The organism is Bradyrhizobium sp., assembly GCF_049798375.1.
Taxonomy (GTDB): domain Bacteria; phylum Pseudomonadota; class Alphaproteobacteria; order Rhizobiales; family Xanthobacteraceae; genus Bradyrhizobium.
The window spans coordinates 1-6,285 of sequence record NZ_JBARGP010000713.1 but is presented as its reverse complement, the minus strand read 5'-3'; the positions used below and the strand labels follow the sequence as shown (position 1 = coordinate 6,285).

Below are 6,285 nucleotides of genomic sequence, written 5' to 3'. Positions count from 1 at the left end.
CCGCACCACCCAGCTGCCGAGCCCGGTCGCGATCGCGCCGGTGGTGAAGGCGAAGCCGGACATGAAGCGCCGGCGTGACAGATCCCCACGTAAACCAGACATGAAACTATACCCCTCTGCCAGATAGCAGGCCTTGCGGCCGAAATTTGATGAAGGCGATGGCGAGCACGAACACCAGCACGTCGGCGATCACGGGCGCCATCACCCAGGGCAGCGCCGCGCTCATGGTGCCGATGACGGCGGCGCCCGCGACCGGGCCCAGGAACGAGCCGACGCCGCCGACCATGACTGCGACAAAACCCTGAATCAGGAAGCGGATGCCGAGATCGGCGAATAGGCTGAACACCGGCACCACCAATGCGCCGGCGAGGCCCGCGAGCGCAGCGCCGAACGCAAACGTCGCGCCATAGATCCGCGCGGTCGAAATGCCGGAGGCCCGCGCCAGCGCCGGGTTCTCCAGCGTCGCACGCACCCGCAACCCGAAGCTGGTGTGCGCCAGCAGCAGATAGCAGCCGATCATGACCGCTGTCGTGACGACGATGATGACGAAGCGCCAGGCCGAGATGTGGACGCTGCCGATGTCGATCGAGCCGCCGATCGGCTCGGGCACAGATAGATAGAGACCGCCGATTAGGCCGCGCACGATCTCGCGAATAATCAAACTTAAAGCATAGGTACCGAGCATCGCCACGATCGGCGCCGCATAGAATCGCCGGATGATCAGCGCCTCCAGCACGAAGCCGAGCGCGCCAACCAGGAACGGCGCCGCGGCCATGCCGATCCAGACCGGGATGCCGTGAATGGAGGCAAGATAGGTGATGTAGGCGCCGAGCAGCACGAACTCGCCCTGGGCGAAGTTGAAGATGCCCATCATGCTGGCGATGATGCCGAGCCCGAGCACGACCAGCACGATGATCGCGGCAAAGCTCGCGATCTCGAACACGGCAACGAACCAGCTAGCCATGTGCGCTCATCCGGCTCGGCTGCAACGGCGCCCTCCTCACATGCTCTTCCAATCGCCGGCCTGCTCGAAGGCATACGCGGCGCGATAGATCGTGCTCTCTGCAAAATGCTTGCCGACCAGCATCAGCCCGGCGGGCAAGCCGTCGACCATGCCGCACGGCAAGGACATCGCCGGGTGATGGGTGATGTCGAATGGCGCGGTGTTGGTGATCATCTCCAGCGCGCGGGCGACGTAATCCTCGCGGCTGGCATTCGGCTCCGGCAGCTTGGTCGCCTTCATCGGCGTGGTCGGCAGCAGCAGCAGATCGTAGTGCTCGAACGCCTTGTCGTAGGCAGCGGTCAGCCGCCGCGAGATGTTGAGTGCCTTGCCGTAGAAGCGCGGGCCAAAGGTGTTGTTGATGTAGGTTCCGAGCAGCAGGAACAGTTTTGTGGTCTCGGACAGCGAATCCGCTTGGCCCCGCCAGCCGCGATGGAAATCCATCAGCGAGGTCGAATAGAGATCCGAGCGGCTGAGGCCGTAGCCGTCGCCATACATCATGGTCTGGGTCATGCCCTCGACGCCAATGGGGGTCCAGATCGCCGGCCCCACCATGTGCATCGGGATCGAGATATCGTCGACTGTTGCGCCGAGGCTCGAGAGCCGCTTGGCCGCCTGCTTGACGCTCTCATTGACGCCGGCTTCCGCACCGGGCTGCTCAAAACCTTCCTTGAGCACGCCGATCTTCATGCCGGAGACGCCGCCGCCGAGCGCCTTGGTGTAATCCTCGACCTTCGGCGACTTGATGCGCGGATCGTAGCCGTCGTCGCCGGCGATCACTTCGAGCAGCAAAGCGTTGTCAGCAACGTTGGCCGTCATCGGCCCGGTGTGATCGACGAAGATCTCGATCGGCATGATGCCGGTATAGGGCACCAGGCCCCAGGTCGGCTTCATGCCGTAGATGCCGCAGAACGACGCCGGCATCCGGATCGAGCCGCCCTGGTCGCCGCCGATCGCCATGTCGACCTCGCCGAGCGCGACCAGCACGCCGCTGCCGGATGATGAACCGCCGGCCGAATAGCCCATCTTGTGCGGATTGTGCACCGGGCCGACCGCGCCGGTGTGGCTACCGCCGGACATGCAGAAATTCTCGCAATGCGCCTTGCCGGCGATCTCCGCGCCGGCATCCAGCATGCGGGTGACGATGGTGGCGTCGAAGTCGGGCATATAGCCTTCCAGCGTCGACGAGCCGTTCATCATCGGCACGCCGGCCAGCATGATGTTGTCCTTCAGCGCCACCGTCTTGCCCTTGAGCTTGCCGGAGGCGGCGCCCTTCACGGTCGCCTTGCGGTACCAAGCGTTGCGCGGGTTCTCTTCCGGAGACGGCCGGTAGCCCGGCGTGCGCGGATATTTCACCACCGGCACTTCGTCGGGCATCGCGGCCACGAGATTGTAGGCGTCGACCGACCCCTGCATCAGGCCGCGGAACGACGCGACGTCCTGATCGGTCAATGACAGACCGCATTGTTCGGCGACGTCAAGCAGTTGATCTGGGGTTGGCAGCACGACCGACACGGGCGCTCTCCTAAAATTGCTGTTCGTTGGCACAGGGCCTTTTCTTGCGCGCGGGGCCGAGCGGCTAGTCGCCGCACCCGTCCTCACGCGAGCGATACTAGAACCCGAAATATTTTCTGTTTCAAGTATTATTTTGGAATCATAACTGCGCCGTCATTGCGAGGAGCGAAGCGGACGAAGCAATCCAGACTTCCTTCGCGGCTCTGGATTGCTTGCTTTGCTCGCGATGATGGACACCGAATACATTGGATGGGTGGAGCGCAGCGATACCATCGCTTGTCACGGCGGCTGCCGAAGCATGATGGGTATCGCCTCGCTCCACCCATCCTACGGCATCAACTCAGGCAGCTCAGAACGTCTTCACCAGCTTGAAATCGAGTCCGTCCGCTTCGGTCAGATACATCGGCATCTCGGCGCGCCCGTTGCGGATGGTGACAGGGCCGCGGGCGCCGGCATAGATGACGTTGCGGCCGGCCGCATAAAGCGGTCGCACACCGAGCGAGCCGGCGCGTTCCGCGGCAGCCTGCAGGAAGCGCAAGCCCTCGTAATTGGATTGGCCGACCGAGCCGACCGGCGGTGCGTTGGCGCCGAACATCGCGGCATAGCGGTCCATGAACGCGTCGTTCGCCTTGGAGCCGACGCAGTTGAAATAGCCGGAGGCGCAGAACAGGTTTTCGGTATTGTCGGCGCCGATGCCGAGCAGGACGACCTCGTCCATCGCGCCTGCCAGCCGCAATGTCGTCGCCGCAAGACCTGCCTCGCCGAACGACCGATTGAAGGTGATGCTGTCGGTGCCGATCAGCGAGATCAGCACCACGTCAGGCTGGGCGGCCCTGATCCGGGCGAGATGCGCCTCGTGATTGTCCTCGCCGACCGGCACGAATTCCTCGCCGACCACCTGGCCGCCGGCTTCCGCAATGTAGGTCTTGGTCGAGCGATGCGACTGCCACGGCCAGACATAATCGCTGCCGATCAAATACCAGCGCCGCGCCTTCTTGACCTCGCTGAGCCAATGGATCGCGGGCCGGGTCTGGGCCCGCGGCACCTCGCCGATCGCCATCACGCCCGGCGTCTGCTCGCCGCCTTCATAGACCGGCGTATAGACATAAGGCACGCGTCCCCTGGTGATCTTGCGCAATGCCACCCGCACGGCGCTGATATGCGAGCCCATGATGATGTCGACCTCGTCGAACTCGACGGCATCGCGCGCGCGTTGCGTGACCTCCTCGATCTCGCCGCCGGAATCATACAAAGTGAGTTCGAGCTCGCGGCCAAGAATGCCGCCCCGCGCATTGATCTCGGCGATCGCGAGCAGCGCGCTGTTGGTCGAGGACGGCCCCCAGATGCCGGGCGAGCCGCTGAAGGTGAGGAAATTGCCGACCCGCAGCTTGTTGCGGGCGCCGTCGCGCTTGAACCGGTCATAGTCGAGAGGAGACAGAGAGGGGACGCCGGGCTGCGTGGGAAAGCCCCTCACCAGCAGGTCCGGCGAACTATTCAGATGGCCTTGAGCTGGGACAGAAACTGTCGAAAGCACACCCACTCCCTTGCCCGGCATCATTGGCCGGCGATTGAACGCCGTCAATTTGAGCACCCGGTCGGGAAATATCCTATTTGAAAATATTGAAACTTCAAGAATCCACATGCATATAGATCGGGCAATAGCTGCCGGACATTCACTCACCCCCGGCGCATCAGCGAAGTCTCATCGTGGCCAAACAGCCGAGCCCCAACACGCCACTCGCGGAACACCTCGTCTACCTGCTGGCGCAAGCCAACCGGGAGATCAACCGGCAGTTGGAGCTGCGGCTGAGCACGGAGGGCGTTCCGGTCGAGCAGTGGCGGATCCTGAAGGTGCTGTATGACGGCGCCGGCCATTCGATGGGAGAGCTTGCCGATGCCGTGCTGCTGAACCATCCGACCCTCACCAAGATGGTCGACCGCATGGTCTCGGACTCGCTGGTGTACCGGCGCCAGGACGCCGACGACCGCCGCAAGGTGCTGATGTTCATCTCTGATCGCGGCAAGGTGCTGTGCAAACGGCTCAACTCACTCGCCGCCAGCCAGGAGGCGCACATCCTGGAGAACTACGGCGACAAGGCCACCGGCGAACTGAAGCGGCTGCTGGAGAATTTGATCGACGCGGCCGGTTGAGAACGGACGCGTGCCGGGACACAATACTGGCCGCAGCATAATTAGTTCGGACACAATAGCGGTGTCGTCCCGGGCAAGCGCGTAGCGCGAAGACCCGGGACTCAGCAGACCCGGGACTCATATGCCGCGACCGTCGTTTGTGGCACATCGCGAATTGCCAGCCTTCCCGACATGACGGCCGCAGCGTATGGGTCCCGGCGCAAAGGCCGGGACGACACCGGTTGTGTGGCGCCGGCCCCGGCAAATCTCCCACCGCTCTCCCCGTAACCCGGGATGGACGCGGGGCGTATCCTCGATCATCCTCCGTTCGATCACGCCGCGCGGGCCGACAGAGCCTGTACGCAAGATCGCTCGCCGGCCCCGCGACACGGTCCGGCCAACGAGGACACGCTACCGGGAGGATCAAGGCCATGACTGGCATCCATCGGCTCGATCGCGCCGTCGGCGACGATTATCCGTGCTTCGCGACAGCGGCCGACATCCGCGCCTTCGAGCAGATTCCCTACAGTGAGCGCATCGCCGCGCAGAGCACGTTCGACGCGCTCAAATGCGGCGCCTCCGCCAATCCCGATGCCCCGGCGATCCAGTTCCTGCCGAGTGCCGATCCCGCCGACGTGCCACTTGTCGTCAGCTATCGCGAGCTGATCGCCAAGGTGACGCAGGCGGCCAACATGTTTCACGCCCTTGACGTCGGACCGAACGACGTCGTCAGCTTCCTGCTGCCGCTGATACCCGAAGCCTTCGCGACCTTGTTCGGCGCCGAGGCCGCCGGCATTGCCAATCCGGTCAATCCGCTGCTCGAGCCGCACCAGATCGCCGAGATCCTGGAGGCGGCGCGCACGAAGGTGCTGGTCGCGCTCGGGCCGCTGCCCGGCACCGACATCTGGCAGAAGGTCGAGACGGTGCGCGGTGGCCTGAAGCATCTCAAGGCGATCGTGCAGGTCCATGGCGGCGGTGATCCGGCCGACGGGGTCCATGCCTTCAACGATCTGCTCACGCGAGAACCGGCGGAGCATCTGGTCAGCGGGCGACAGATCTCAGGCACCGACATCGCCGCTTACTTCCACACCGGCGGCACCACCGGCACGCCAAAGCTGGTGCGGCACAGCCACGCCAACCAGGTCTATCAGGCCTGGGCGATGAACCTGCTGTTGAAGGCGAAGCCCGGCGCCACGCTGCTGTTCGGCATGCCGCTATTCCATGTCGGCGGCTCGCTGACGCAGGCGCTGGCGACCCTGAGTGCAGGCGGCTCGCTGGTGGTGCTGTCGCCCGCCGGCTGGCGCAACGCGGCCGCGATCCGCAACATCTGGGGGCTGGTCGAACGCTACAGGCCGGAGACACTGTCGAGCGTGCCGACCGTGCTGGCCGCCACCCTGGCGATCCCGCAAGGCAAGGCCGACGTGTCGAGCCTGCGCTATGCCGCCGGCGGCGGCTCGGCGATCCCGGTCGCAGTGGGGCAGGCAATCCAGGACAAGCTCAAGCTGCCGGTGCTGGAAGTCTACGGCATGACCGAGACGGCGAGCGTCCACACCATGGCCTATCCGGACCAGCCGATCCGGCTCGGCTCCGTCGGGCTGCCGGTGCCGTATGCGCGCGTGCGCATCGTCAAGCTCGATGCG

The 6,285-nt window shown here is 64.5% G+C and carries 5 protein-coding genes; 2 read left to right on the top strand and 3 right to left on the bottom strand.

Annotation, left to right across the window (positions count from 1 at the left end):
* Window positions 1-106: 106 nt before the first annotated feature.
* From WA702_RS27850 to WA702_RS27840, 3 genes are all read right to left on the bottom strand, one after another.
* Complete coding sequence (locus tag WA702_RS27850; protein ID WP_425113755.1) at window positions 107-964, bottom strand: branched-chain amino acid ABC transporter permease; 858 nt, start codon at window positions 962-964, stop codon at window positions 107-109.
* A 36-nt stretch (window positions 965-1,000) separates the two neighbouring features.
* On the bottom strand, window positions 1,001-2,515 hold the full coding sequence (locus WA702_RS27845) for an amidase (protein WP_425113754.1): 1,515 nt from the start codon (window positions 2,513-2,515) through the stop codon (window positions 1,001-1,003).
* A gap of 349 nt (window positions 2,516-2,864) precedes the next feature.
* Window positions 2,865-4,049, bottom strand: a complete 1,185-nt coding sequence (locus tag WA702_RS27840; RefSeq protein WP_425113753.1) for a substrate-binding domain-containing protein — start codon at window positions 4,047-4,049, stop codon at window positions 2,865-2,867.
* 173 nt (window positions 4,050-4,222) lie between these two features.
* Between WA702_RS27840 and WA702_RS27835 the strand changes: the two genes are divergently transcribed.
* Window positions 4,223-4,666 carry a MarR family winged helix-turn-helix transcriptional regulator gene (locus WA702_RS27835; protein ID WP_425113752.1) on the top strand — a complete coding sequence of 148 codons (444 nt, stop codon included), beginning with the start codon at window positions 4,223-4,225 and terminating at the stop codon, window positions 4,664-4,666.
* Between the two features lie 410 nt (window positions 4,667-5,076).
* Window positions 5,077-6,285, top strand: a 1,209-nt coding sequence (locus tag WA702_RS27830) for an AMP-binding protein (protein ID WP_425113751.1), incomplete at its 3' end; no start/stop codon positions are given.